Source organism: Brevibacillus sp. 1238 (genome assembly GCF_029892995.1).
In the GTDB taxonomy this organism is placed as follows: domain Bacteria; phylum Bacillota; class Bacilli; order Brevibacillales; family Brevibacillaceae; genus Brevibacillus; species Brevibacillus parabrevis.
Genome location: NZ_JARXWC010000006.1, coordinates 64,874 through 90,791 on the forward strand (window position 1 = coordinate 64,874; position 25,918 = coordinate 90,791).

Consider the following 25,918-nt stretch of genomic DNA (forward strand, 5'->3'; position numbering starts at 1 on the left):
TGCCACGGAATAGGTCAGCCACCGTCATCCAAAATAGTTCTCACTACCTACCTGATTATACCATTCGAGGAAGAAATGATACTGTGGAACTACTGTGAATTTGTGAAATGTTTATGTAAGTCAGGCTGCTTCAATCGAAAAAAGTCATGTGTGGCATAGCTTCGCGGTAGTAGGCGAGCCGATCCTGCAACGTTCCAGTGTGCAGCTCGAACTTATGCCCGTCCGGGTCGGTGAAATAAAGCGAGAGCTTGTCCCGTTCATCGCGTTCCCGGCCCGGCAAAATGGGGACGCCGTGCTGTTGCAGATGACGTTTCCAGTCGTCAAAAGCGGCTTCGGAAAGCGAAAAGGCCAGATGCGTGTAGGACAAGGAAATCTCGTTGCGGGGGATGTCGGGTTCTTCGTTCAAAGCGAGCCAGTAGCCGTTCCAGTCAAAATAAGCCAGCTTTCTGCCGCGGACGAGCGGCTTGGCGCCGAGCACGTCACGGTAAAAGCAAAAGGAGCGTTCCAAATCGGCTACCGAAAACAGAAAATGGTTGATTCCGCCCAGTGGTTGCATAGCCATCGCCTCTTTCTCCTTTGCACACAAGTTGCCTTTATTTTACGGTAACAAGGAGCGGGGTGCCAACGACGATCAATCGGACAACTGGACAGGACAGGCGAATAGCGAGCGGCAAAAACAGGCATCCCGCACCATGCGGCTGCCTGTTTTGCCTGTTCAAGCACCAGGGCTAGGATTGGCTCTGTTGCGACTGGGCTTGTGTTTGCAGCGTGGATTGGACTTGCGACACCATCGTTTGCGCCTGGGCAATCTCCTGGGAAGCTTGCTTCAATGCTTCCTCGGCCAGTTGCGGGTTGGCAGCGGATTGCTCGATGGCTTGCGTAATCATATTTTTCGCGAGAGTGGTCGCCACTTCGGCTTTTTTCAGAGAGTCTGTGTTGATTTGGCTTGGCATGTTTGTTCCTCCTTGAACAGATGGTTGATGTGGCACACCGTACTACTTTCTCCTGTTTGCCCGCAATTATGTATGGGGGATGTGCCCAACCGTTTGCGCTGGTGGTTGCATACCCTTGTAGGAGGGGAGGAATGCGAGATGAAGAAAAAGTGGGTTGGGGTTGTCCGGCAAGCGGAGCAGGCTTTTTGGACGATCGTGTTTTCAGCACACAAGCGTGTAGGCAATCGAGGCGTCATTTTGCCCAAACGCTTTAATTCCGTCAGCAAAATTCGCCGGTTCTTGACGAGATTCATGACGCCTTGCCTCGCAAACCGCGTGATCGGCAATCTCGATCTGAGAAGGATCAACGGCCAGCTTGCCGTTCCGGTTGGAGACGGGATCGGAGCGACTCCAATCGTCAAATCGCAGGTGTTGAAAAAGAGTGCGAGGTGCGTGACCATCGCAGTCTGGTTTCAGTTTGACCCGAGCGACCGCTTTTTTCGCGTGTATCAGTTGAAAAAGCTGCCGGACGGCCGCTGGATTGTAGTCGGGCGTCATCCTTTGGACTATCCATTCAATTTGCCAAACCAACTGTTCAGAATCGTGCCGGGTTGCTGCAAGCCGTGTGTGCGCGGATGCAGGCGGCGGGTGAGGGGCAAGGTGCGGCCTGGGGCGAGGACGGCGCTAACAAAACGCAGGAGCGCATGCTGCGCCTGAGAAGCGATCGCAAATTTTCAGGAAAGAAGTGGTGACATTTTCGTACTGACTTCGTTTGGATGAAAGGGAGGTGGGAGATGAAGGCACAATTATGGAGCGAATGGTTCGCTGAGCACCAGCACCCACTGTATCGTTATTTGTATCGGGGTGTGCGGGTTGCGCGAAATTGCCGAAGAGATATTGCAGGAGACTTGTTACCGTGCCATGCTCTCCCTCTCGATTCAAGCTGCCCGGCAGGCTCAGGCGTGGCTCTGCAAAGCGGCGCGGCATTTGTATATGGACTGGCTGCGCAAAAAACATCCGAAAAAAGCAGGCGGGAAAACTTGCGCTGCTTGTTCAGCACATCCTTGCGCCTATATGAACCGGAAGCGATCTAGCGCCAAAAAACGGACAAGGAACGGGCAGGCAGATCATTTTTAAAAAACGGTATTGATTTTGGGACGACTTGCCTGTAAAATATCTAAGTGTTGCGACTCCTATCAGATTTTGTCGAATAGAAGGAGCAATAACGTGTGGGAAATCGGGAAGTAGCTCAGCTTGGTAGAGTACTTGGCTTGGGACCAAGGGGTCGCAGGTTCGAATCCTGTCTTCCCGACCATTTTACACACGAACAGGCCGGTATGGCGGAATTGGCAGACGCGCGCGACTCAAAATCGTGAGGGAAACCGTGGGGGTTCAAGTCCCTCTACCGGCACCAGCAATCTATACATATGGTTTTCGTTATAAGGTGGGAAACAGTGAGTAGACCTGTTTCTCACTTTTTCATTTTGTCCGAAAAAGGGACGTTGCAGCTCGCAGCCTTTCCAATTGCTCTTTCGTTTGTTTACAATAAGGCTCTTTTCGCAAATTTTGTTGCTATTGCTGTTGTGGAAACGTGTGTTCTATAATGAAAATCAGGAAGTCTATAGGATTTCCATTTACCGTGAATGCACGCTTCGCTTGGTACTATAAATATCAAGCAACTCACGGCTTTTCTAAAAGCAACAATTTCTTAGAAAAGAGCGTACAATAAAGAGGAAAAGGAGGCGGATCGCGTGAGACTTGCGGGAAAACAAGTAGTCTGCTTTGTGGAAAGCGAATTTGAAGATCTGGAACTGTGGTACCCGGTGCTCCGGCTGCGCGAGGAAGGGGCGGCTGTTCATCTGGTTGGACCGAAAGCGGGACATGTCTACATCGGAAAATACGGTGTGCCATGCGAAGCGGACAAGGCGATGAGCGAGATTGATCCTTCGCAGTACGACGGCGTGCTCGTTCCGGGCGGCTGGGCGCCGGACAAGCTGCGGCGTTATCCGGAGGTGCTCGCGTTTGTCCGTGCCATGCACGAGGCGAAAAAGCCGATCGGTCACATCTGCCATGCAGGTTGGGTGCTCGCTTCGGCAAAAATTTTGCATGGAGTGAAAACAACGTCGACGCCAGGCATCAAGGATGACATGGAAAACGCTGGTGCGATTTGGATCGATGAAGAGGTCGTGGTCGATGGACACATCGTCGGTTCCCGTCGTCCGCCAGATTTGCCAGCGTACGCCAAAGCTTTCGCCGATTTGCTCGCACAGTAGCAAGCAGGCAATCCGAATATACGAGTGGAACGAAAAGGCACACCCGCAGCGATCAAGCGGGTGTGCCTTTTCTATGTCCGTCAGCTTGCTCTTCACGAGTTGGTTTTTCTGTCTTTTTTCCAGGGCGGATCGCCCCATTCGTGCAGCTTGTTGCTTGCGACATAAAACAGGTACGGAATCAAAAAAGCGAGCAAGGCTCCGCCGAAAGTGAGAAACGGAGGCAGAGAACCGAAGTATTTGAACATAACTGTCACCTTCCTTCCTCTAACTCTGAACGGTTGATGGAGCCGACATTGCGCAAATACACCTTTGCTTCGACCTTGATCGTGCTCTTTTCGTACAGGCGCTGTCCGCTCTCCCAATCTTTCTGGATTTGTTTCCAGAGCGAGTATTCTTTTTGCCGGATATTGCTGCCCAGCTTGATGACATCCACTTTCATTTCCTTATGCACCTTTTGCAGCGTGTCCAGACACATCCGCTCGATTTCCTTGGCGAAGGCGCGTTCCAGCTTTTTCGTCTCTTCTTTGCTGAGAAAATCCATGAGCGCGTAGGCTTCCGCCAAAATGCCCTCGCATTCGATTTTGATGGTGAACTTGAAATTTTGCTTGTCTCGCAAGTCTTGCACGATTTCATGCTTCGTTCCTTGAATGTTCAATACGACGAGATCGCCTTTTACCTTGGCTTTCAACAGTCCTCCATCAATGCTCCCGGTGAGAAAGTTCAAGCCTTCCGTCTCTTCCTCGCCGAGAAAGCCGACCATCTGATTGTAGAGGGAAAATACGGCGCTTCCTGCCATCTTGATTTCATTTTTTTCCGCCCGTACTCGGGGGATGACGAAGCTGAACGGATTAAGCAATTCTTCATGAATATCGCCGATGCGTACCTCGGGGAGCATGCGCGCGTTTTTTTCGATATTTTCGCCAATCGAATTGATGTAGAGCGAGGGCAGCTTTTCTGTTTTCGGCTTGACCTCGATGATGCTTTTGGCTAACCCGTTGGCAATAAACACTTTGCCGCTCCGTCTGGAATCCGGGTCGCGCAGCAGAAAGTCCATGGCGTTGGCGAAGCCGTTGGGAGTACGCGCCACTTCTTCGGAGATGACGAGCACTTTCAGATGCTGGTAAAAAGGAGCGCGGCTCGTACGCGTAGCCAGCTCGCGGGACACTTCGAAGAGCGAGTCACCCTCTGAGGTGAGGTTCAAAAACGCTTCGTTCGTCGTGTTTTGCCCGCCGCCGCCTCCCTGGCTACCCGCGATCAATCCTCCGGGGATGACGAGCTGATGGGTGACGAGAAAGCGTTGCTTCACTTTCGGTTTTCGCGGTGCCTCTTTGGCCGCCCGTTTTTCCACTTCTTTTGTCCGGGGCGCATCAATCGCAATTCCGACGACAAAGCCGCGCTCCTCGATTTGCACCTGATCCCAGCACCCGGCGAGCAGAGCCGAGACGATGACGAGGATGGTCGGCAAGGCAAAGCGCTTATTCATGCCCCTTCACCCCGCGCATGATGGCGATCAGGAGCAGACAGATCGGACATAAATAGACGATGATCATGCCGAAATACGTGATGGCGTCCGCAAAAGCGAAGAAGTCGACCAGGTTTTGCGGCAACATCGCCACGAAGTAAATGATCGGCGACAGGGCCAAAATCCAGACCATCTTTTTCACTTTGCGAAACATGGAGGTCAGATTGAGAATGGTGATGTCGAGCCACATGACGCACGTGTTGAAAATGGTCATGATCCAGATCGTGAAAAACATGGACTCTACCCGTTCAAAAAAACCGCCGGGAATTTCTACTTCCTTCGCGAGGTCAATGGTCGGATAGGTCAGATTTTTGGCGACCTCGGCGGAAAAGACCCCGATGACAAAAATGTAGATGGTGACGTAAAGGGAGACGGGGATGAACAGCCCCAGAAGCATTGCTTTAGGTCCTTCCTCTGGATTTCTCATCAACATCGTATAGAACAGGATGATTTCAAAGCCGGAGTAAGAAAGCCCGACCGCTTTGGAGCCTTCCAGAAGTGATTTCCAGCTTGAAGAAAAATAAGGCCGGATGTTTTCGATTTCCAACAGTTGCGTGGTGAACACCAGAACGAAAAAGATCACGACGAGGACAACGGGCAGAAAAAGCAGGTTCAGCCGCAGCATGGCGATACGCGATCCAGCCACGGCGTATTGTACGATCAACAAAAAGCTGAGGGTAATCATCTCGACGGGCGTACTGTAAAACAAATACTGCTTGGCGATATTTCCGATCGCGCGGATTTCAAACGACACAAACAGCATCGTGTACAGACAGACGAGCAAGGTCAGCGCATAGGCGACAGGTTTGCTCGCGATGATAGCGGTGTAGTCAAAAAACGTTTGCCGGGGAAAGCGTGCCGCCAGCTTCGCCAGCAACCACCCGATCAATAAAGCGACAAGCCCGCTGATCACGACAGAAATCCAGCCGTCGAACCCGCTCGTTGCTTTTGCCAGGGCGCGGGGAAAAGTGAGGATGCCCACCCCGACTGTAACCGAGGCGATGTTGATGCCCATATGATTTTTGCTAATCATTTTTTCCGACAAGGTTTGTGCACTCATTTGGAATCCCCTGTTCTCATGCGAATTTCATCTTCTGGATGCAGGGCTTGCGGCCGCTCTTTCAAGAAGGTCACAGGTGCGCGCAAGATCAAATCTTTCCAGTCCCTGGGCATTTGCGGCGCAAGCGGAGCCAGGTACGGATAGCCGATGCTCGTCAAATTCGACAGGTGGATCATGATGGCGATCAAGCTCAAAATGACCCCGTATATTCCGAAGATGGCCGCGCCAAACATGGCGAAAAACCGGATCATGCGAAAAGCGATCGCCAACTGAAAGGACGGGATCGCAAAAGAGGAGATGGCTGTTAGCGCGACGACGATGACCATGACCGGGCTTACAATCCCGGCGGATACGGCTGCATCTCCGATGACCAAACCGCCGACGATCCCGACGGTTTGTCCGATCGGCTTGGGCAGGCGCAGCCCGGCTTCCTGAAGCAACTCCATGGTCGTGATCATCATGAGCGATTCAATGAAGGCGGGAAACGGAACACCGTCTCGCGTGGCGGCAATCGAGAAGGCGAGATCGGACGGGATCAAGCCCGGGTGAAACGTCACAAGTGCGATATACAACGATGGGGAAAACACCGCGAAAAAAGCGGCCAGATAGCGTAAAAGCCGTGTCAGTGTACCGACGATCCAGCGTTCGTAGTAATCCTCCGGCGAGTGCAGAAGCAGGCCAATTGTGACAGGGAGGATCAACACCATCGGCGTACCGTCGAGCAGGATCGCTACGCGTCCTTGAAACAGCGAAGCGCTGACCTTGTCCGGCCGTTCGGTGTTGTGAGCCTGCGGGAAGGGCGAGAGAAAATCGTCCTCGATCCACTGTTCGATAAAACCGGATTCCTCGACTTCGTCAATGTCAATCGTGGCAATCCGCCGTCTGACCTCGTCCAGCATTTCGTGATCGACGATGTCATCTATATAGGCGATGATCAGCTCGGTTTTGCTGCGTGTCCCTACCCATGAACTTTCAAAGCGCAGATTGGGGTCTTTTACCCGTCTGCGGATGCGCACGGTATTATCGCGGATGCTTTCCGTGAAGCCGTCCCGTGGGCCGCGAACGAGTCCCTCGGAGACTGGCTCTTCGATGCCGCGGGTTTTCCAGCCTTTGCTGTCGATGAGGATCAGCTCGCTGGAACCATCGACAAACAGGGCTGTGTCTCCGGACAAAATACAGTCGAGGGCTGCGGTAAGCGATGTTTCTTTTTTGATCTCGACAACGGACAATACTTCTTCAAAAAGGAGCTGGATGATCTCGTCAGGTTCAGGGGGAACCGATTTTTCCGAGGTGGAGATCATCAACTGGATGTGCCCCAGGACTTGGTTATGCAGCATATCCGAATCCGCTAATCCGTCAAGGGCAATGACCGCGCACGTATGGTTTGTATTGCCGATGAGAAACGTGCGGATCAGCAAATCGTGGGGGTTGCCCAATAAAGTACGGAACAGCTCCAAGTTATCCGCAAGGTTGGGAGAGAGCGTTAATTCAGGCGTTTGCCGCTGTTGCATGTGCTGGGAAAAGGGAGAGGTTTTCTTTTTGCGTCGCTGGGCGAAAAATTTTCGCATCATGGAATTCCCTCCCGTTCAAAATGCGAATAGCATGTTAGTGCGATTTTTTCCAGAACAGAGGGAAATTATGCGGATGAAAGTTCCACGACAAACTTTCGCACAAAGAATTGAACAACCCTATGAGGTATGATACATTCGGCATGGTAGAATAGAGAGTAGTAGAGAGAGTAGGAATGACGGAGAAGGGTGGAATAGTAGTGCTTGACAGTCAAGTTTTGGTTCGGGATACAGACTTTTCAAGACTCGCGCTTACATGGGAGCAGCTTGCGCAGTTGATGGGGGAGCAGGGAGATGCGACAACCCCTGCCAAACTGAGACAGCTGGCTGAAAAAACAAGGAGAGCAGAGTTGAACATCGCTTTTTGCGGACACTTCTCCGCAGGAAAGTCCACGATGATCAATACGCTTCTGGGCGTCAGCCTGCTGCCGTCCAATCCCATACCGACCAGCGCCAATGTAGTGAAGATCCGCGGGGGCGAAAAAGCCGCTCGCGTCTATACAATGAACGGCGATGTCGTGACGTTTGATCCGGATACGGAGATGGAGAAGCTCAAGCAGTTTGCGGTCGATGGGGATACCGTTGAATCGGTGGAAGTTTCCTATCCCGGAACGCTGCTCGACGAACACTCCAGCCTGCTCGATACCCCGGGGATCGACTCGACGGACGCCGCGCACAAAATCGCTACGGAATCCGCGCTGCACCTTGCAGATGTGGTCATTTACATGATGGATTACAACCACGTCCAGGCAGAAGAGAACTTCAATTTTACGAAAACGTTGAAAGACCGCGGCAAACCAGTGTATCTGGTCGTGAACATGATCGACAAGCACATTGACTTTGAGCTTGATTTCGAGAGCTACAAGGAAAGTGTGGAGGAAGCGTTTGCGACCTGGAACATTCATCCGGACGGCATTTTTTACACGTCCCTGGCTGAGCCTGACCACCCAGAAAATCAGTACGTGGAGCTGAAGCAAAAGCTGCTCTCGCTGATTGCCGGACGCGAAGAACTGGTAGCAAAAAGCGTGCGCAGTGCCGCCGAGCATCTGATCGAGGAGCACGTGCAGGCAGTGAAGGCAAGCCATGCGCAAACGCGCCAGGAGCTTGAGAACAAGCTGGACAGCCTGAATGTGGCGGATGTAGACAGCCGCGACGCACATGCTGTCGCCGCTGCGCTTGAACAGGCGCAGGCGATCATGCAGTCGCTTGGCAACCGTACGGCAGAAGCGCGTGCCCAGATGGAAAAAGAGTTGGGTGTTTTGCTCGACAACGCCCGCTTGACTTACTACAGCACGAGCGAAGCAGCGGCAAGCTACCTGGAAAGCCGCAAGCCAGGCTTCAAAATGGGCTTTTTGTTCGCAGGGAAAAAGACGGAGGAAGAGCGTCAGCGCCGCGAGGAAGCACTTCTGGCTGAGTTCCGCGAAAAGGTGGCGGGCAATCTCGACTTCCATTTCAAGGAATTGATGAGCAAACAATTGCAAGCGTACGAGCTGCGCGACGAAGATTACCACGCACGCGTCCATGCGACCGAGATTGTGATTACGGGCGAGTTTCTTGCCAAGCACATCAAGGATGGAGCGGCTTCCCGCGAATATGTGATGAACTACTGTACAGATGTCGCAAGCGCGATCAAACTGGAGTACAGACGCGCTGGCCTTGCGTTCATCGAGGAAGTCACCGCGCGCCTTGCGACCAACATGCAGGCGGAGAGCGCTTCGCAGCAGGAGCGTCTCGACGTGCTGCGCGAGATGGCCGCGGTGCACGGGCAGTTGGCCAGCTTTACTGCAAGCGAGGAAAACACAAGAGAGCGATTGCAGGCAATCATGCGTGAAGGAGAACAAGAATCATGAATCAGCTACGAGACAAATTAGTTGCGGCAGCAGAACGTCTGCGGCGCGCGAGTCACGAAATCGTTTCCGTACCAGGGATGCAAGCACAGGCGCAGGCGATGCTGGATCGCGCAGACCGTCTGACAGCGAACCGCTTCACTGTTGCGCTGTTCGGCGCGTTCAGCGCGGGTAAATCTTCTTTTGCCAATGCCTTGATGGGCGATCTCGTCCTGCCTGTATCCCCGAATCCGACTACGGCAGCGATCAACAAAATCATGCCGCCGAGTGAGGAGCATCCGCACGGCACAGTCCGCGTGGTGCTGAAAAGCAGGGAAGCGATCGAGCAGGATGTGCTGCGCTCGCTCGCTGTTTTCGGATTCCACGCTTCCAGTCTGGAAAGCGCTTTGGCCGAGCTGGACAAGATCGATGTGGCGCAAATTCCGCCGACAGCGAAGCCGCACTATACGTTCCTGAAAGCCGTCACAAAAGGGCTGGGCGAGATGAATGCTCACCTGGGCGGAGAGCTGATTGTCGACATGCAGGCGTTCAAAGGCTTTGTTGCCAAAGAAGAAAAAGCTTGCTTCGCCGAATACATCGAGCTGTTTTATTCCTGCCCGCTGACTGACCAGGGCATCGTGCTGGTCGATACGCCTGGGGCGGATTCGATCAATGCCCGCCATACGGGCGTGGCGTTTGAATACATGAAAAACGCGGACGCTGTTCTGTTCGTCACTTATTACAACCATGCGTTTTCCCAGGCAGACCGCGAATTTTTGCTGCAAATGGGCCGGGTCAAGGACACCTTCGAGATGGACAAGATGTTCTTCATCGTCAATGCAGCCGATCTCGCCGCTTCCCAGGAAGAGTTGCAGGGCGTGATTACGCACGTAGAGAAAAACTTGCTCACTTGTGGCATCCGTTTGCCGCGCATTTATCCGGTATCCAGCCAGACTGCGCTGTTGGCGCGCATGCACGAAAAAGGCAAGCTGGCTGCCTCGGCGGAAAAAGTATACCGTCAACGCACGCAAACAGCAGAAGGCGAGCCGCTCATGGCAGCAGACGAAGCGTTCAAGCTGTCCGGCATGGCTTCGTTTGAAAAAGAGTTCTTGCGTTTCACTATCGAGGAACTGACGCAAATTGCCGTGAACGCAGCGACAGGCGAAATTCGCCGCGCTTTCGACACGCTGAACGAGTTCATGCGCATGGCTCAATCTGGCGAAGACGAGCGCCTCGCGCGCAAAGAAGCGGCGAGCAAGGCCCAATCCGGGGCACTGGCTGCTGTTTCCGCGCTGGCGACTGCTTCGTACGAGCGCGACTTGGCAAAAGAACGGGAAGAGCTGCTCTACTACGTCAAGCAACGGCTGTTCTTCCGTTTTAACGAGTTGTTCAATGTGGCGTTCAACCCGGCTGTCCTGAAAGAAGACGGACGCAACATGAAGCAAGCCCTCCAAGGCTGCATGACCGATCTGTTGCGCTCGATCAGCTACGACCTGGCGCAGGAGCTGCGTGCGACCACGCTGCGCCTGGAGAAGTTTTTGAGCAAGCAGGGAACAGCGCTCGTTTCCGCTTGGCAAAAAGATGTGCATGCTTTCGCGGCAGGCTTGACACTGGCGCCGTACCAGCAGCGCCAGGTAGAGACGTTGAATTTTGCCGAGGAATTGCCTGTAGCGGAAGGGGCTTTCCAGCCAGCGCTCGGACTGTTCAAAAACACGAAAGACTTTTTCGAACTGGACGGCAAGCTGAAGCTGCGCGAAGAACTGGAAAAGCGCATGCAGGAGCCTGTAACGGCTTACGTGGCGACCGGAAGCGAACAGCTGAATCAGCAGTTTACGGCTTTGTTCAACGAGCTTGTCACCACGGAGCGCAACCGGGTAGTCGAGCAAATCAACGAATACTTCACAGGATTGTTCGCCGCGCTGGATATGACGGTCGATCTGGACGAGCTGGGAGCGAAAGTAGACCGCGTAGCGGCAGAGCTTTCCTAACATCTCATCAAGTCAAAAGGATAAGGCAAAAGACAAAAGGCAGTTCGCGCTCTCGTCAGGCAAATGACGGGCGTGACTGCCTTTTGTTGTTGGCTGTGCCTGAGCATGGGGGGCGCAGCCTGCTTTCTTTTGGCGATGTGGCTATTGTTTCCGCGCAAGCTGCTCCCATTCCTCGCGCAAAATGCCCATCTTGATCGCATCGTAGTATTCGCCGCGAACGATCCGCGCTTTTCGCACTCTGGCTTCTTCCTGCATGCCGAGTCGAGCGGCGAGCTTGATCATGCGCTCATTGCCCGACCAGGTGCCGATTCCCAGCCGCACCGTATCCATATGGGTGAACAGGTAATCCATCCACATCGCGAACGCTTCCTGCCCGTAGCCATTTGACCAGTAGCGCGAATCGTAAATGACAATGCCGATTTCAAACCAGTTCGTCTCCTGGGATACCCAATATCGGCCGACACTGCCGCGCAGCTCTCCGTCGATCTCGATGATCAGCTGTGTGCGTGGAGCATCTGTGCCGGCCAGCGCGAGTGATTCCGCGTGGCGAGGCAGGGTGCGGTACTCGTCCAGCGTCATTGGATCGAGCGGCTTGTACGGGCCGTTCCAGTTGAGATGCTCCCGGTCTTTCGCTTCGTAGTTCCAGTAGTAGAGCGTATCGATATCCTCATGGCGGATGTCGCGCAACAAAACTTTTTTTCCTTGCAAATGGACGTGCATGATTTTTCTCCTCTCTGCTTGAACAATCTGTTACCATTACTGTACGGGAAAATGTTCTGCATACATAGGGACAGAGTGCGTGTTTTTAATAGGGACAAAAAGGAGGCGAAGCACATGGAGTTTACGCCCACTTTACATAACGATGCCAGTGAGCCGCTCTATCGGCAGTTGTACAGGCAAATCAGCAAGCAAATCGTGTCGGGCGAGATTGCGGCGGGCACGCGGATGCCATCGATCCGCCAGATGGCAGAGGCGAGCGGTGTAGCGAAAAATACGGTAGAAGCCGCCTATCAGCAGCTGCTTGCCGAAGGTTATTTGACGAGCCGGGAGCGCAGCGGTTTTTTTGCCGCACAGGTGGAGGTGTGGGGGGAGCCGGAGCAGGGAGGGGCGGACATTCGGCAAAAAGCATGGAGCCTGAAAAAGAAAAAGGGCGATCATTTGAGCTGCCGCTTTAATTTTCACGGCTCCGTCGTGGATACGAAGCATTTTCCGTATGCAGCCTGGCGGTCGTGCATGCTGGAAGCACTGGACCGCTATCCGGACGATTTCGCTTTTTACGGAGACGATCAGGGGGAGTGGGAGCTGCGGGAACAGCTGGCGAGCTATTTGCGCAGGGCGCGCACGCTCGCTTGTACGCCTGAGCAAATATGGATCGGAACGGGACTGCAGCAATCGCTCAGCTTCTTGTGCCTGTTGCTTGCGGATCGGCATCGCGTGATCGCGGTGGAAGAACCCGGCTATGCCGATGCGCGGATTGTGTTTTCGCAGCACGGGTATGAAGTGGTTCCGATTCCGCTGGACGCTGACGGGCTATCTATCCAATGCCTTGCGCAGAGCGGGGCAACGGTTGTCTATACGACACCTTCGCACCAGTATCCGTACGGAATGGTCATGCCGATTGCGCAGCGGCAGCGGCTGTTGCAATGGGCGGAGCGCACAAACGGGATCATCATCGAAAACGACTACGATGGAGAATTTCGCTATAATGTGCAGCCGACGCCCTCTTTGCAAGGACTGGATCGGGAGGGGCGCGTCGTTTATGTCGGCAATTTTTCCAAAGCGTTCTCCCCGGCTCTGCGAATGGACTATATGGTGCTGCCAGCGGAACTGCTTGAGCGCTATTTGCAATCGTTTCAAGCCTATCCCGCTGTGGTGTCGCGCCACCTGCAACGGACGATGCAGCTGTTCATGCAAAAAGGGCACTGGGAGAAGCATGTGCGGAAAATGCGCACGATCTATCAGCGCAAGCATGCGATCCTGCTGCAAGCGATCCGCGACTATATGCCACCTACCGTCACGGTGCTCGGCCATTCTGCCGGGCTGCACATTTTGCTTGCGGTACATACGAAGCAGTGCGAGGCAGAGCTGATCGCAGCGGCTTGGGAAGCGGGAATCCGCGTGTATTCGAGCGGGCGCAACTGGATGACGGCCCCGGACATGGAGCTGCCGCGCATCATCGTCGGCTTTGGCGGGATGGAGGAGGACGATATACGGGAAGGGATTCGCCTGCTGGCAAAAGCGTGGTCGGACGCGTAGCGGGCGATTGTGCCCGGAGAATCAGGAATCATCACGATGGGAAGAGGAAAAGCAAGCACAGGCTGCGCTCGCGACAGCAAAACGCCCAAGCACTTGCACAATCGGCAAGGCTCGGGCGTTTCTTTCATTCACTAGTCCAGCTTATTCCGTTACTTTTTTGTACTGATCGAACTGATCCGTTACTGCTTTGGATGGAGAGCTGGTCAGCTTGCTGACGATCACGATGGCAAGCAGGCTCATCGCAAAGCCTGGAACCATTTCGTACAGGAAGTCTTTCAGCACATCGAAACGCGTCCAGATGATCACGGTCAAGGCGCCGGCGATCATGCCGGAGAGTGCGCCCCACTTGTTCATCCGTTTCCAGTACAGGGAGAGCAGGATTACAGGGCCGAACGAAGCGCCGAATCCGGCCCAAGCGTAACCGACGAGATCGAGAATCGTGTCATTTTTGTCCAATGCGAGCAAAAAGGCGATGACAGCGACGAGCAGGACGGAGAGGCGGCCAACGGTCACAAGCTCCTTGTCGCTTGCAGAGCGTTTGAGAAACGTCTTGAAAATGTCTTCTGTCAGTGAGCTGGACGTCACGAGCAACTGGGACGAAATCGTACTCATGATCGCAGCCAAAATCGCAGCGAGCAAGAATCCGGTGATAATCGGGTGGAACAACACGGTGCCGAGCTGAATGAAGATCGTCTCAGGGTCGGCAATCGTCCAGCCTTGTTTCGAGTACAGGGCGATACCGATCAGACCCGTCAGCATGGCTCCGGCAACCGAGAAGATCATCCAGCCCATTCCGATTGAACGCGCTTTCTTGATTTCTTTTGTAGAAGTAATCGCCATAAAGCGGACGATGATGTGCGGCTGCCCGAAGTAACCAAGCCCCCAGGCGAACAGGGAGATGATGCCGAGCAAGCTTGTCCCTTTGAAAATATCAAGCAGGGACGGGTCCACCGCCTGGATCGTTGTAAAAGTTTCACCCACACCGCCAACGGTCAAAATCGTCACCAGCGGAACGAGGATGAGCGCGATGACCATGATCAGTCCTTGCACGGCATCGGTCCAGCTTACGGCGAGGAAGCCGCCAAACAGCGTGTACGCGATGGTAACGAGGCCGACAATCCACAAACCAGTGTGGTAGTCCATGTGGAACGTATTTTCAAACAGGACGCCGCCAGAAACGAGACCGGACGAGACGTAAAACGTAAAAAAGACCATGATGACGAGAGCAGAGACGAGACGCAGCATGCGGGAGCTATCCCCGAAGCGGTTTTCCAGGTAGGCCGGAATCGTGATGGAGTTGTTGGCTACCTCTGTGTACGTTCGCAGGCGCGGCGCTACATACAGCCAGTTTGCATACGCACCGAGAGTCAGTCCGATGGCAATCCACGATGCGCTTAAACCAGAGGCGAACATCGCACCGGGCAAGCCCATCATCAGCCAGCCGCTCATGTCGGAGGCTCCCGCGCTCAGGGCGGTGACGGTTGGGCCGAGTGACCGACCGCCGAGCATGTAGTCAGTCAGATTGGAGGTACGCTTGTAGGCATAGTAGCCGATGAGCAGCATGCCTAGCATGTACACAATAATGGACGCGAGCAGCATATTCATGGATAGCACCTCTTGTTGTGTTGTATATTTATAAAAATTATAGTAACGTCTTACACATTATCATGCCCAGATATGAAAATCTAGAACAAAACACAGAAAATTGTGTAGAGAAGCAATAAAAAGTTTTTAATTGAACTAAAAAACCCGCGATATCGCTATCGCAGGTTCGTTTGCTAATTATTTACTTTTTTATTGGACTTGAATTTGTCCATTGCTGTCGAGACTGACTTTAAACTCTTTCACGACGGTAGGCTCTGCACTTGGATTGTTCAGGTCGTGCTTCAGCACCTGAAACGATCCGTTTGCGGCAAGCTTGCCTGTGTATTCCACTCCGAACGTGTCGGATTTGTAAAAGCTGAAGGTAGCGAGTTCGGTCTTTTGCAACTCGTCGACAAGCAACTGACCGTCGCCGCTGAACATCGCATTGCGCAGCGACTCAGACGATTCGTACTTTTGCTGGAGGTACGTTTGCAATTGCTGGGCAACTTCCGATTCTGCCAGTTGCTTCCCTGCTTCCACGGCTTGTTTGCCGACTTCAATCGCTTGCTTGCCTGTCTCTACTGCCTGCTGTGCCGTCTGCACCCCTTCGGAAATTTCCGAGCATGCTGTAAGCATCAGGGCGCAGCCAATGATCCATGCTTTTTTCATATAGTGTTGCTCCACTCCTTTCACGCGCTCTTATAGCGTACTTTATTTATTTTACTGTATATCCACTTTCGGCGCATCCGCATATGATGAGGTAAGCGTAAGAGCTGCACTGATTACAGGGAGGAAACGCAATGATTCAAGGGAAAGTGAAATGGTTCAGCAAGGAAAAAGGATACGGTTTCATTGAGCGGGATGGAGGACCTGACGTGTTCGTGCACTATTCAGCGATCACCGGCACAGGCTACCGGAATTTGGAGGAAGGCGAGCAGGTTGTCTTCGAGATTGTGAATGGGCAGCGAGGATTGCAAGCAGCCAACGTAGCGCGCAAAAGCTAGGGCACAACTTTTTCAGTCACTTACAAACAGCAGATGACCTAAGCCGTCATCTTTCCATTCTGGACGCCGTCATACCCAGCCAGGGCAGACGGCGTCTTTGTTGATCATCGATTCGATTCCATTCGCAACAGATTGGCGTTGTCAGACTTATACATTGTATAGAAATACAGCCAAAGCAATGACAAGCATCGACGTAATACATCCGTATATGAGCAAAAGGTTGCGCGAACGTTGCTTGAAGCTCAGTTGCTTGCCTTCCGTCGGTTTCAAGCCGATCAGGAACGTGGCGACAAAAGCGATGACCACGAGGATGATGACGGCAATAATAAAGGGATAAATACTCATGACGGTCAATCGTCCTTTCTGTATCACTCTGCTTTGATCATATACCGTCCGTCAAAAAAAGGGGCCATCCACTTGGCTGTTTTTTTGCTCATCCACTTGCGGCAAAAGCTTCCGCAAACCGTTCCACAGCAGCAGGAATTTGCGCAAGGGAAGCTCTGCCAAAAGTAAAGCGTACGTGGCCCGGCTCTGCTCCGAACAAGTGGCCGGGTACGAAGACCACGCCGCGCTTGACCGCTTCCGTCAAAAGCTGCTGCTCACTCCATGTTCCGGCAAAGCGGCACCACAGATGAATGCCGCCTTGTGCACCTGCCATGGCGACTTGCTCGCCGAACTTGTCCTCTAGGGAAAACAGCAGCTGATCGTGGCGCAAAGCCAGTTGGGTGCGCAACCGATCGACGTGCTGGGCAAAGTCAGGCGAAGCCAAAAAACGGTCCGCCAGCCACTGCGGGAAAATGCTGTGTCCAAAATCAAACTGCTGCTTCGCATCCGCCAGCCGCTCGATAACCGTCTGCGGCCCGACGATCCAGCCGATGCGCAAGCCGGAAGCGACGATTTTGGTCAGCGAGCTGATATACAAAACCGTGCCGTGTTTATCCAACGATTTGAGGGTAGGGATCGGCTCTTTGGAAAACGAAGTCAAGCTGTACGGATCGTCCTCGATGATCGGGATGCCGTTTTCGGCGGAAAAAGCGAGCAGCTGTTGCCGCCGGGCCAGCGACAGCAAAGTGCCTGTCGGATTTTGAAAGTTCGGGTTGAGAAACACCATTTTGATCCGGTGCTTGCGATGCAGTTCAGCCAAATGGTTCGGATCGATGCCGTTTTGCTCTACGGGCAGCGAAAAGGTGCGCAGTCCTGCTGAATGAAACAACGGCAGGGAGTGACAATACGATGGCGCCTCGATCGCCACGGCGTCACCTGGCTTGAGCAGGCATTGCACGACGAGGTGGAGGGCTTGCTGCGCTCCCGATGTAATCATGATCGACGTGGCAGGCGCTTCGATGTTTCGCCATTCTTTCATGTGTTTGCCGAGCGTTTCGCGCAGCGACCAGTTGCCCTGCGGATGCTCATAGCCGAGGTGATCGGGAAAATCGTCCGGGCTGATCAAGTGCGACAGCGTGTGGCGGGGAACGAGGTCAGGCGAAAGCTCGCCGCTCGCCAGATCGATCAGTTCATTTTCCTGCGTCTCCCTGCGGATTTTGCGGATCAGCGGCAAATTGGGCCTGAACGACCCGGTTTCCGTCAAATGCCGCCAGTTCGGCACACGCGTGCGAGCCAGCCCCCAGATGTCCTGACTGACGAGTGTTCCACTCCCTTGCTTGCGCTCTACGATCCCGGCGGCCTGCAATTCATCATAGACGGCGACGATCGTCGAACGGTTGACCCCGAGTTCTTTTGCCAGTGAGCGCTCCGAGGGCAGACTGCTGCCCGGGCCGAACTCGCCGCTGCTGATGCGCTGCTCGATCTGTTCGGCAATTTGTTTATATAAAGGCTTGTTTTTTGGCCCTGCTGTCTTGTCATCCATGCCAATCCTGCTTTCTGTACGTGGTCGTTTCCGGTTTTCAAAAGGTTTCAAAACGGTTCCAAAACGGTTCCAAAACCAAAATCATCCAGCCTATTATACCACGCAATGGAAGGCTTTCCTTTTCGACCAGCTTTGTTTAGTATAGAGAACGGAAGGAGTGGTGGGGATGAAACAATATTTAGACTTGTGCCAGCGCATTTTGACAGAAGGCGTGACGAAAGAGGATCGGACAGGCACAGGAACGATTAGCATTTTTGGACACCAGATGCGTTTTGACCTGAGCGAGGGCTTCCCGCTGGTCACGACGAAAAAACTACATATGAAATCGATCATTCACGAGTTGCTGTGGTTTTTGGCCGGAGACACGAATGTGCGCTACCTGCAGGAAAATGGGGTGCGGATTTGGAATGAGTGGGCGGATGAAAACGGCGACTTGGGACCCGTCTACGGAAAGCAGTGGCGTTCTTTTGTCGGGCGCGACGGCAAGACGGTCGACCAAATCCAGTGGGTGATCGACGAAATCAAAAAAAATCCCGACTCAAGACGCCTGATCGTCAGTGCGTGGAATCCGGCTGATCTCGCGGAGATGGTCTTGCCGCCGTGTCATTTGCTGTTCCAGTTTTATGTGGCAGACGGCAAGCTGTCGTGTCAGTTGTACCAGCGCAGTGCCGACACGTTTTTGGGGGTGCCGTTCAACATCGCTTCCTATGCGCTTTTGACGCATATGGTTGCCCATGTGACCGGACTTGAGGTGGGCGACTTCGTTCACACGCTGGGAGACGCGCACTTGTATACAAACCATATCGAACAAGTGAAGCTGCAACTCACTCGCGAGCCGAAGCCGTTGCCTAAGCTGAAGCTTAATCCAGAAGTGACGTCCATTTTTGACTTCACGTATGACGACATTGAAATCGTCGATTACGAGGCCCATCCGCACATCAAAGGCGAGGTGGCTGTATGATCAGTCTGATTGTGGCCTACGCGAAAAATCAGGTGATCGGCAAAGATGGCGACATGCCGTGGAGCCTGCCCGCCGATTTGAAAAACGTCAAGGAAATCACGACAGGGAACACGATTGTGATGGGCCGCAAGACGTTCGAATCGATCGGCAGACCGCTGCCGAACAGACGAAATGTCGTGCTGACGAGAAGCCGCGACTTTCATCCGGAAGGTGTCGATGTCGTCCATACGAAGGAAGAAGTGCTCGCTCTGGGCGACGTCATCATTTTTGGCGGCGCCAACATTTACGGGCAGTTCCTGGACGTGGTAGATCGCATGTACATTACCGAAATCGAGCTGGAAACAGAGGGCGACACGTTTTTCCCTGCGTGGGACAAAGACGCGTTTGTGCTTGTGGACAAGCGCGAAGGTGTTGTCGATGAAAAGAATGCCTACCCGCATACGTTTTACGTGTATGAACGCAAAAATGGTTAGCCCTTCCCGTTGAAACCGGGCAAACTGCCTCCTGAACATCAGGGGGTTTTTTTGTGCAAAACGTCTCGGCGTTTTTCATGAAATTGGATGTGACCGTCTTGTTGTATCCAGATCGAAAAGTCCCGGACAAGCGGCTCGCAGCCTGGGAGGAACGACACAGAGCCTTCATACATATCCCGGCGGTTTCGCGCATACAAACAGTAGAAAACGGTTGGACAAACCGCAGGGGGGATGGGATGAAAGTCGACTTTCATGTGCATCTGGAAGAGGGACCGTATTCGCTGGACTGGTTGGTCGGGCAAGCGTGCGCACTGCGGCCGCTTCTGGACGAAAAGGAAGAGAGCGGAAGCAGGGGCTGGGCACACGAGCTGGTCAAGGGGCTTGCCCACAGGCTCCAAAGAGGGCCTTACTCCAGGGAGTGGCTGGATTTGTACCGGGCGCGGGCGAAACAAGCTGGCATCTCGCAAGTGTGCGTCGTCGAGCATTTGTATCGCTTTGCCGATTTTCGTCCTTATTATGAGCAATTTATTCACGTGGGGCACGACCGTTTAGGCAAAGCGCAGCGGCAGTGGCTTGGACAGATGGCGAACGACTCTTTGCCAGCTTATGTGGCGTTTCTTGCAGAGGAGCGCGAGCGGTGGGCGGAAGATGGGGTGGCGCTTCGCATCGGGATCGAGCTGGATTATTTTCCGGGCGGGGAAGGCGAGCTGCGCGAGGTGATCGAAAAATATCCGTGGGACGTATGCATGGGAGCCGTCCATTTCCCTGGCGGAAAAGGCTATCTCGTTCGCAATCTCCAGGAGCAGCTGGAAGTGCATGCATCACCCGGATGGTTCGTGCGTTATTTTGATGTGGTGGAGCAGGCGATTGACAGTGGCCTGTTCGATGTTTTGACGCATCTGGACGGGGTCAGGGCGTTTGACCCGAAAGCGGATGAAATGACGCTGTTGCCGTACTATCAGCGGATCGCCCGGGCATTGCGGCGGATGGATACGGCAACCGAACTGAACACAGCGTGCGTGCGCGGACAGACGCAGCGGGAGTTTTCGCCGAGCTATCGCTTTTTGCAAATATTGGCGCAGCATGAAGTGCCGATTACGCTGTCCTCCCATGCGACAGCTCCTGATCAGGTCGGGCAGCATCTCGCAGAAGCGCGAATGCAGCTGAGGCGCGCAGGATATGCCAGCTTAGCCGTTTTTGCTGACAGAAAAAGGAGCCTGATGGAGATTGAATAGCAGACTTCCCCGCTAGGTGCGCTTTTTTGCTATGATAGAGACAAGCGTATAAATATGCATCCAGCGGGAGGAGAACACAGCATGTCGTTGCAGGAACGTTTGAAATCGTTGCTCAAAGAGGTGGAGCCGCAAATGATCGCGTGGCGCCGCCATCTTCACCAATATCCGGAACTGTCCTTTCAAGAGGAAAAAACTCCGGCGATGATCGCGGAAATTTTGCGTGGCCTGGAGTTTGACGAAGTAAAAACAGGAGTGGGCGGCCGCGGGGTCATCGGAGTGCTCAAGGGCAGCCGTCCGGGCAAAGTCGTCGCTTTGCGGGCTGATTTCGACGCGTTGCCGATTCAGGATCAAAAAGATGTTCCGTACAAATCGACGGTTCCTGGTGTCATGCACGCCTGCGGCCACGATGCCCATACCTCCGAACTGTTGGGCTTGGCGAGTGTGCTGGCGGCGCATCGCGACCAGTTTGCCGGGGAAATCCGTTTTTTGTTCCAGCACGCGGAAGAAGAATCGCCAGGCGGAGCGATCCAGATGACAGCGGACGGCGCAGTCGACGGCGTAGACGCTGTATTTGGCGTCCATCTCTGGTCCATGCTGCCAGTAGGCAAAGTGTTCATCAGCGGTGGCCCGATCATGGCGAATACAGATGACTTTGTGATCGAAATCAAGGGCCGCGGCGGTCATGGCGCTGTTCCTGAGGAGACAGTCGATTCGATCGTGGTCGGCTCGCAAATCGTAGGAAATTTGCAGACGATCGCCAGCCGCAACGTCAGTCCGTTGGAAAGCGTCGTCGTGACGGTCGGGACGTTCAACGGCGGTGACAACAACAACATCATCGCAGACAGCTGTCGCCTGACGGGAACGGTGCGTTCGTTCCTGCCGGACGTGCGTGATCGCGCTGAGCTTCGCCTCACGGAAATCGCTGTCGGCACGGCTGCCATGATGGGCGCAGAGGCGAAAGTGTCGTACGAGCGCGGCTATCCTGCGGTGATCAATCATGAAGCGGAAGCGCAAATCGCCCGTGAAGCGGCGCTGGCTGCCTTTGGTCCGGAGCGCGTGGAACCGATGAAGCCGCTCATGGGAGGAGAAGACTTCTCTTACTATTTGGAAAAGGTGCCTGGGGCGTATTTGTTTGTCGGGGCCGGCAACCCGGAGAAGCTGGCGAAGTATCCGCACCACCACCCGCATTTTGACATCGACGAAGACTCCATGCTCATCGCCGGAGAGCTGCTCGGACGAACAGCCTTGCTCTATCTGGAGAAAAACGAGGGGTAGTATAAACCTTTCCCTTGCAAAGATGCGCTTTTGCCTAGCAGTGGCAATGGCGCTTTTTTGGCGTCTTGCCATAAACTGTTGAAATGAGGCATCGCATACCGCACACGGCAATCAGATGAGCAAAGGAGGGGGCTGCCTCCAGTGAGAAAACGGATCGGCATACTGACCTACCGGGGAGAATCCGGCTTTATCGAACCGGGATTTTTTCGCCGTCTGGTCAAGGAAGGGAGAGAGCTGGGCGCCGACGTCTTTGTTTTCGGGCCGCAGGATGTGCATGTGTCCGAGCGGAAAATCAAAGGCTTCATCCCTGCCGAAAAAGGCTGGAAGAGCGAATGGTTTGAGTGGCCGGACATTGTCATAGACCGCTATCGGTATTATCCGTTGGCGAAGCATAGCCACTATCCGCCGTTTCGCAAGCAAAACTTGTTCCGCTATGCCAACAGCCGTTTTACGAATAAATTCAATCTCCATCAAATTTTGCTGGAAGACCCGTTTTTGACGAAATGGCTGCCCGAGACGTTCGCTTACGCAAGAAGCACGCTGGTTTCGATGCTGAAACGCCATCGCCAGGTGTATCTCAAGCCGACAAACGGCTCGGGCGGGCGAAGCATTTTGCGCGTGGAAAAAACAGAAGAGGGCTATTTGCTGCATGGCAGAACCAAACAGCAGGCGAAAAGCAGGGAAAAGCTGTCCTCGATCAGCAAAGTATGCGAGCGGCTCGAAGCGTGGATGGAAAAAGAAAAGAACGGAAAAGAGCAGTTTTTTCTCCAGCAAGGTTTGCAATTGGCTCTGGTGCCTGGGCGAACCGTCGATGCCAGGGTGCTTGCGCAAAAAGACGGAGAAGGCATCTGGCGGCTGACAGGCATGGGCATACGCATCGGCTCGACGCGCTCTTCGACGTCCAATTTGCACGGCGGCGGGACGGCGATGCCGGCCATTCCTTTTTTGGCGAGCCGCTTCGGGCAAGAAGCCGCCAAAAGAATCGTGCTCGAATGCAAAGAGCTTGTCATGCTGACTATCGGCAGAATCGAGCAGCACTTCGGGCAGATGATGGAGTTCGGGTTTGACTTAGGCATCGATGTGCACGGCCATGTGTGGATTATCGAGATCAATCCGAAGCCTGGCAGGGAAATATTCCGGCAGCTCGGGGAGCATCGGCGCTATCGGCAGGCCGTGCGCAGGCCGTTGGAATACGCCTTGTATTTGATCGAAAAAAATGAGCGGATGAAAGACCAGCGATTCGGACTCGGGTGAAAAGGCTCTCCACAGCTTGGAGGGTCTTTTTCATTTCTTTTGCGCAAGGCATGCGGCATAATAATAGCCAGGTGGATGCGTGCTCCTTGACGGCGTGCAAGGTTCACAAACAAAGGAATGGAGGAGATGAGCATGAGACAGGAAGCTTTTTCGATTGAGTTGGGCGAAGGCTTGACGCTTCGGGGGAATGTACATACAGACGAGGCAGCGGGTGCCGACCAGCCGCTGTTGCTGTTTTGCCACGGGTTCAAAGGCTTCAAGGATTGGGGCAGCTTCCCCTATGTGGCAGACGAGCTGGCGAAGCGAGGCGTGACGACGATCCGCTTTAATTTTAGCTGCAACGGTGTGGGCGAGAGCTTGACCGAATTTGACGAGCTGGAAAAGTTCGGCCGCAACACGTACGCGCGTGAGCTTGCCGACCTGCAAGCGCTGGTCGAATGGATCGATTCCGGTGAGTTTGTCTGGCCAGACTATGTGGACAAATCCAGACTGTACGTGCTTGGACACAGCAAAGGCGGCGGGGATGCCATCCTGTTCGGAGCGGGCAATCCGCGCGTGGCGGGAATCGTGACCTGGAATGGAATTGCCGATGTCAATTTGTTTGATGCGGGACTGCGCAAGCAAATCGCGGAAACAGGCGTCGGCTATATCGCCAATGCGCGCACCGGGCAAGACATGCCGATTACGCGGACGGTGATCGAGGATGTGGATCAAAACCGGGAAGCGTATGACATTTTGGCGAAAGTGTCTTCGATGGAAACACCTTTGTGCATCTTGAGCGGAGAAAAAGATTTTGTCCGTCTGGTAGAGGGTGCCAAACGGATTCATCAGGCGGCGAAGCACAGCGAGCTGCACTGGATAGAAGGCGGCGACCATACGTGGAACACGCGTCATCCGTTTGCAGGAACTTCTCCGCAACTGGAAGCGGTCATTGAGCAAACGGCGGCTTTTGTCCGTACCCCGCGGACATAGAAAAAGCCTGGATTTTCCTGCGTTTTCAATCCATTTGGGCTATGGTATACTGGGTAACGTCAAAAGATTCAAATGATGTGACTATTCAGAAAATACTAGAGATAGGTGGAGAAGAAACATGAACAGCAAGGTGTATCTGTACGATACCACCCTGCGAGATGGTACGCAGGGAGAGGGGATCAGCCTGTCGGTGGAAGACAAGATAAAGATCGCACTGCGGCTGGATCAGTTCGGAATTGATTTTATCGAGGGCGGTTGGCCTGGAAGCAATCCAAAGGATATGGCATTTTTTGAGCGTATCCGCGAGATTCCGCTACAGCACGCCAAAGTGACGGCTTTTGGCAGCACCTGTCGTCCGAATGTGGCAGCAGCCGCAGACGACAACTTGCTGGCGCTGATCGCCAGCGGTGCCGAAGCTGCGGCGATTTTCGGGAAGTCATGGGACTTGCACGTGACGGACGCCTTGAAGACGACTTTGGAAGAAAACGTGCGCATGGTCGCTGATTCGGTGGCCTTTTTGAAACAGAACGGTTTGACGACGCTCTTTTTGGCGGAGCATTTCTTCGACGGCTACAAAGCAAACCCGCTGTATGCCCTGCGGGTGCTTGCGGCTGCCGAAGAGGCGGGTGCCGACTGGATTGTCCTTTGCGATACAAACGGAGGAAGTCTGCCACACGAAATATACGAGATCGTCAAGGCGGCTGCCGGACAACTTCGTACGCCGCTGGGGATTCATCCGCACAACGACAGCGGCGTAGCTGTGGCGAACGCTTTGGCCGCGATTCAGGCGGGAGCCAAGCAAGTGCAAGGAACGATCAACGGGATCGGGGAGCGCTGCGGCAACGTCAACCTTATTTCCGTTGTGCCCAATTTGCAGCTCAAGCTCGGCTACGAGTGCGTGAGCAGCGAGCAGTTGCAAGAGCTGACGCAGCTTTCGCGCTACGTGGCGGAGATCGCCAACATGACGCTGCCGAACAACCAGCCTTTTGTCGGACACAGCGCTTTTGCCCACAAAGGCGGAATCCACGTCAGCGCCGTATTGCGCGATCCGAAAACGTACGAGCACATCGAACCGGAAAACATCGGCAACAAGCGCCGCGTGCTCGTCTCCGAGCTGGCCGGACAGAGCAATCTGCTCGCCAAAATGGAAGAGCTGGAGATCGATCTGTCGCTGGATCGGGAAAAGACCCGCGAGATTATCACGCGCATCAAAGAGCGCGAGTTCCAGGGTTACCAGTACGAGGGCGCGGAAGCTTCGCTCACGCTCATGCTGCTTGAGGCTGCCGGCAAGCTGAAAAATTTGTTCACGCTCGATTCTTTCAAGATTTTGATGGAAAAGGCGGCCATCCAGTCGATCACGTCCGAGGCGACAGTCAAGCTGCGGGTAAACGGGGAGAGCGTACATACAGCCGCGGATGGCAACGGTCCTGTCAACGCGCTGGACAACGCCATGCGCAAAGCGCTGGAGAGCTACTACCCCTGTATCGCCAACATGCACCTGGCCGACTACAAGGTGCGTGTTCTGGATGAAAACGGAGCGACAGCGGCAAAAGTCCGCGTGCTGATCGAGTCGGCAAGCAACGGGGAGAAGTGGAGCACGGTCGGGGTGTCTACCAACGTAATCGAAGCAAGCTGGGAGGCGCTCGCAGACAGTATTCGCTACTTGTTGTGGCGGGAAGGCTGCGAGGAAGCGGGACATTTGTCCGCAGCAGAGGCGCGGGTCGGAATCGTCAATCATTAGTTGGAAACACCCCATGTAAAGGGAACAAAAATGCAAGGAAGCGTGGCATGTTTGCACACACGCACGCTTAAAAATGACCAGCTACAGTTCAGCGAATTGGCCCTCCTGTTGTGAGACAGAGCGAACA

The 25,918-nt window shown here is 54.0% G+C and carries 25 protein-coding genes and 2 tRNA genes; 16 read left to right on the top strand and 11 right to left on the bottom strand.

Annotated features, from left to right (window positions below):
* Positions 1-130 precede the first annotated feature (130 nt).
* The gene (gene fosB, locus M2298_RS15605) at positions 131-556 is read right to left on the bottom strand and encodes a metallothiol transferase FosB (RefSeq protein WP_280648771.1); all 426 of its coding nucleotides are present in this window, start codon (positions 554-556) and stop codon (positions 131-133) included.
* A 172-nt stretch (positions 557-728) separates the two neighbouring features.
* Positions 729-953, bottom strand: a complete 225-nt coding sequence (locus tag M2298_RS15610; protein WP_063227938.1) for a hypothetical protein — start codon at positions 951-953, stop codon at positions 729-731.
* 138 nt (positions 954-1,091) lie between these two features.
* Here M2298_RS15610 and M2298_RS15615 point away from each other — a divergent pair, with 138 nt between their 5' ends.
* The 5 genes from M2298_RS15615 to M2298_RS15635 all read left to right on the top strand — a co-directional run bounded on the left by M2298_RS15615 (position 1,092) and on the right by M2298_RS15635 (position 3,205).
* Positions 1,092-1,649, top strand: a complete 558-nt coding sequence (locus tag M2298_RS15615; RefSeq protein ID WP_122963837.1) for a hypothetical protein — start codon at positions 1,092-1,094, stop codon at positions 1,647-1,649.
* 77 nt (positions 1,650-1,726) lie between these two features.
* Positions 1,727-2,026 (top strand): hypothetical protein, encoded by a 300-nt coding sequence (locus M2298_RS28195; protein ID WP_348521713.1) that lies wholly within the window; start codon positions 1,727-1,729, stop codon positions 2,024-2,026.
* A gap of 144 nt (positions 2,027-2,170) precedes the next feature.
* A tRNA-Pro gene (locus tag M2298_RS15625) sits at positions 2,171-2,247 on the top strand.
* A gap of 16 nt (positions 2,248-2,263) precedes the next feature.
* Positions 2,264-2,346: transfer RNA gene (locus M2298_RS15630), tRNA-Leu, on the top strand.
* Positions 2,347-2,683: 337 nt separating this feature from the next.
* Positions 2,684-3,205, top strand: coding sequence for a type 1 glutamine amidotransferase domain-containing protein (locus tag M2298_RS15635; RefSeq protein WP_122963838.1), 522 nt, complete (start codon positions 2,684-2,686; stop codon positions 3,203-3,205).
* Between the two features lie 92 nt (positions 3,206-3,297).
* Here M2298_RS15635 and M2298_RS15640 read toward each other — a convergent pair whose 3' ends face one another.
* From M2298_RS15640 to M2298_RS15655, 4 genes are read right to left on the bottom strand one after another with little or no spacing between them, the layout of a single operon-like run.
* Entirely contained in the window at positions 3,298-3,459 is a 162-nt protein-coding gene (locus M2298_RS15640) for a hypothetical protein (RefSeq protein WP_167470270.1), read from the bottom strand.
* Positions 3,456-4,688 (bottom strand): Ger(x)C family spore germination protein, encoded by a 1,233-nt coding sequence (locus tag M2298_RS15645; RefSeq protein ID WP_122963839.1) that lies wholly within the window; start codon positions 4,686-4,688, stop codon positions 3,456-3,458. Before M2298_RS15645 ends, M2298_RS15640 begins: the two co-directional genes overlap by 4 nt.
* The gene (locus M2298_RS15650; protein WP_173596801.1) at positions 4,681-5,787 is read right to left on the bottom strand and encodes a GerAB/ArcD/ProY family transporter; all 1,107 of its coding nucleotides are present in this window, start codon (positions 5,785-5,787) and stop codon (positions 4,681-4,683) included. The genes M2298_RS15645 and M2298_RS15650 overlap by 8 nt, the downstream gene beginning before the upstream one ends.
* A complete protein-coding gene (locus M2298_RS15655; protein ID WP_122963841.1) occupies positions 5,784-7,358 on the bottom strand; it encodes a spore germination protein in 1,575 nt (524 codons plus the stop codon). The genes M2298_RS15650 and M2298_RS15655 overlap by 4 nt, the downstream gene beginning before the upstream one ends.
* Before the next feature lie 197 nt (positions 7,359-7,555).
* On the opposite strand from M2298_RS15655, the gene M2298_RS15660 reads away from it, so the two are divergent.
* Positions 7,556-9,205 (top strand): dynamin family protein, encoded by a 1,650-nt coding sequence (locus M2298_RS15660; RefSeq protein WP_445662494.1) that lies wholly within the window; start codon positions 7,556-7,558, stop codon positions 9,203-9,205.
* On the top strand, positions 9,202-11,169 hold the full coding sequence (locus tag M2298_RS15665) for a dynamin family protein (RefSeq protein WP_217022353.1): 1,968 nt from the start codon (positions 9,202-9,204) through the stop codon (positions 11,167-11,169). The genes M2298_RS15660 and M2298_RS15665 overlap by 4 nt, the downstream gene beginning before the upstream one ends.
* Positions 11,170-11,310: 141 nt before the next feature.
* Here M2298_RS15665 and M2298_RS15670 read toward each other — a convergent pair whose 3' ends face one another.
* Positions 11,311-11,889: a GNAT family N-acetyltransferase gene (locus tag M2298_RS15670; protein ID WP_173596803.1), complete on the bottom strand. Its 579-nt coding sequence runs from the start codon at positions 11,887-11,889 to the stop codon at positions 11,311-11,313.
* Positions 11,890-12,003: 114 nt separating this feature from the next.
* Between M2298_RS15670 and pdxR (M2298_RS15675) the strand changes: the two genes are divergently transcribed.
* A complete protein-coding gene (pdxR, locus tag M2298_RS15675) occupies positions 12,004-13,425 on the top strand; it encodes a MocR-like pyridoxine biosynthesis transcription factor PdxR (protein ID WP_242774824.1) in 1,422 nt (473 codons plus the stop codon).
* Positions 13,426-13,566: 141 nt separating this feature from the next.
* On the opposite strand, the gene putP is transcribed toward pdxR (M2298_RS15675), so the two are convergent.
* Positions 13,567-15,030 carry a sodium/proline symporter PutP gene (putP, locus tag M2298_RS15680; RefSeq protein ID WP_167470273.1) on the bottom strand — a complete coding sequence of 488 codons (1,464 nt, stop codon included), beginning with the start codon at positions 15,028-15,030 and terminating at the stop codon, positions 13,567-13,569.
* A gap of 189 nt (positions 15,031-15,219) precedes the next feature.
* A complete protein-coding gene (locus M2298_RS15685) occupies positions 15,220-15,678 on the bottom strand; it encodes a hypothetical protein (RefSeq protein ID WP_122963847.1) in 459 nt (152 codons plus the stop codon).
* A gap of 131 nt (positions 15,679-15,809) precedes the next feature.
* Between M2298_RS15685 and M2298_RS15690 the strand changes: the two genes are divergently transcribed.
* Positions 15,810-16,013 (top strand): cold-shock protein, encoded by a 204-nt coding sequence (locus M2298_RS15690; RefSeq protein ID WP_063227950.1) that lies wholly within the window; start codon positions 15,810-15,812, stop codon positions 16,011-16,013.
* Positions 16,014-16,160: 147 nt separating this feature from the next.
* On the opposite strand, the gene M2298_RS15695 is transcribed toward M2298_RS15690, so the two are convergent.
* On the bottom strand, positions 16,161-16,358 hold the full coding sequence (locus tag M2298_RS15695; protein WP_063227951.1) for a hypothetical protein: 198 nt from the start codon (positions 16,356-16,358) through the stop codon (positions 16,161-16,163).
* 88 nt (positions 16,359-16,446) lie between these two features.
* Positions 16,447-17,880, bottom strand: a complete 1,434-nt coding sequence (gene pdxR / locus M2298_RS15700; RefSeq protein ID WP_122963848.1) for a MocR-like pyridoxine biosynthesis transcription factor PdxR — start codon at positions 17,878-17,880, stop codon at positions 16,447-16,449.
* Between the two features lie 166 nt (positions 17,881-18,046).
* Here pdxR (M2298_RS15700) and M2298_RS15705 point away from each other — a divergent pair, with 166 nt between their 5' ends.
* From M2298_RS15705 to cimA, 7 genes are all read left to right on the top strand, one after another.
* A complete protein-coding gene (locus M2298_RS15705; protein ID WP_280648705.1) occupies positions 18,047-18,841 on the top strand; it encodes a thymidylate synthase in 795 nt (264 codons plus the stop codon).
* Positions 18,838-19,314 carry a dihydrofolate reductase gene (locus M2298_RS15710; protein WP_122963850.1) on the top strand — a complete coding sequence of 159 codons (477 nt, stop codon included), beginning with the start codon at positions 18,838-18,840 and terminating at the stop codon, positions 19,312-19,314. Before M2298_RS15705 ends, M2298_RS15710 begins: the two co-directional genes overlap by 4 nt.
* 236 nt (positions 19,315-19,550) lie before the next feature.
* Positions 19,551-20,549 carry a PHP domain-containing protein gene (locus M2298_RS15715; protein ID WP_280648706.1) on the top strand — a complete coding sequence of 333 codons (999 nt, stop codon included), beginning with the start codon at positions 19,551-19,553 and terminating at the stop codon, positions 20,547-20,549.
* A gap of 81 nt (positions 20,550-20,630) precedes the next feature.
* Positions 20,631-21,824, top strand: coding sequence for a M20 metallopeptidase family protein (locus M2298_RS15720; protein WP_280648707.1), 1,194 nt, complete (start codon positions 20,631-20,633; stop codon positions 21,822-21,824).
* A gap of 141 nt (positions 21,825-21,965) precedes the next feature.
* A complete protein-coding gene (locus tag M2298_RS15725) occupies positions 21,966-23,078 on the top strand; it encodes a YheC/YheD family endospore coat-associated protein (RefSeq protein ID WP_173596809.1) in 1,113 nt (370 codons plus the stop codon).
* A 132-nt stretch (positions 23,079-23,210) separates the two neighbouring features.
* Positions 23,211-24,050: an alpha/beta hydrolase gene (locus tag M2298_RS15730; RefSeq protein ID WP_122963853.1), complete on the top strand. Its 840-nt coding sequence runs from the start codon at positions 23,211-23,213 to the stop codon at positions 24,048-24,050.
* 118 nt (positions 24,051-24,168) lie between these two features.
* Complete coding sequence (gene cimA, locus M2298_RS15735) at positions 24,169-25,791, top strand: citramalate synthase (protein WP_280648708.1); 1,623 nt, start codon at positions 24,169-24,171, stop codon at positions 25,789-25,791.
* The last annotated feature ends 127 nt before the right edge of the window (positions 25,792-25,918 follow it).